A 1,093-nucleotide genomic window follows, 5' to 3' on the forward strand; every position below is an offset into this window, starting at 1 on the left:
GCTGCAACGGTCGGATCCTCCAGCGTACCGTTTGCCACCCCGGTGATCACCCGGAACACGATCACGACCGTCGACGCCACGAGCGCCAGGCTCAGCGTCGGTCGCATCCAGTCCTGAGACTGCTGCGCGGCCAGCTTGCGCGCTGTCCCGATCGACTGCCTCGGCGGCATCGGCCTGCAGGCGATGCTGTTCGACCGTCACGATCAGCTGTTGCAGCAGCCACTCGCGTTCGATTGCAATTCCTATAGTTTCAGCAAGGCGTCCGGATCGCTGGTCAGCGCCGTCGATACCGCATCCGGCGTGTGCCGGTACCGAGGGCACCGACCGCCCCACCTGCGGGGCCACCGAGCAGCGTGCCGATCACTGTCGCCGCCCTGCCGACCGCCGAAGCGATGTCTTTCCAGTCCATTCATTCCTCCCTTGTGATGAAGCGGCGTCATCATCAGCGAATCGGATGCACAATCAGCGACTCGCCGGTCCCGCGGATCGGGCTTTCGCCTTTTATGCGCGGAGCGCGTACCGCGCCACGTCCCATCGCGCCTCACGCTTTGCCTGACCGGTCATCGCCGGGTTGATCTGTCGGGGGTACCCGCAAAATCTCCGGCATCCACCAGTTCATTACAGCCGTGCGACTGTCAGAGCTACCCCGCTGAGCGGGCCGCGAGCCCATCCCGTTCGAGCCATTCCGGGTGAGACACGAGATCTAGTCCAAGCGCGGTGCAGCACGCGCGGTAGTTGTCCTTGGATGTGATCTGTTTCAGGTTCAGGCCGTGCCCGCGATAGCGCCAGCCATCACCCGACACGACACCGCCGTTACCGAAGCGCCCGCCGTAGGCCAGGATCGCGATTTGCCGTTGGACCGCCACGATCGTTTGGGTGACGCTCAAGTCGTGCGTGCATCGCGGCTGGAATCCGCGAGAAGATCGCCAGCGCATCGATCCGGTAATTGAACGACTCAACCAGCGACGTAAAACCCCTCGATTCGTGTCCCATGTGCGCGAGCCACATCGCCAGTCGTACCTGCGTGTTGATCGCGAATGCGTCGGCCACCGCAACGATGTGCGCAAACCATCGATTGACGAGCGGGTCGGAC

Annotated in this window: 2 protein-coding genes; one reads left to right on the forward strand and one right to left on the reverse strand. The window is 63.6% G+C overall.

The window, feature by feature from the left end; genetic code table 11:
- Nucleotides 1-641: 641 nt before the first annotated feature.
- Complete coding sequence (locus WS45_RS31785) at nt 642-887, reverse strand: hypothetical protein (protein WP_059703374.1); 246 nt, start codon at nt 885-887, stop codon at nt 642-644.
- On the opposite strand from WS45_RS31785, the gene WS45_RS35850 reads away from it, so the two are divergent.
- A partial coding sequence (locus tag WS45_RS35850) for a hypothetical protein (protein WP_179950416.1) occupies nt 877-1,093 on the forward strand: 217 nt, incomplete at its 3' end. The genes WS45_RS31785 and WS45_RS35850 overlap by 11 nt on opposite strands.

Source organism: Burkholderia sp. RF2-non_BP3, assembly GCF_001522185.1.
Classification (GTDB): domain Bacteria; phylum Pseudomonadota; class Gammaproteobacteria; order Burkholderiales; family Burkholderiaceae; genus Burkholderia; species Burkholderia diffusa.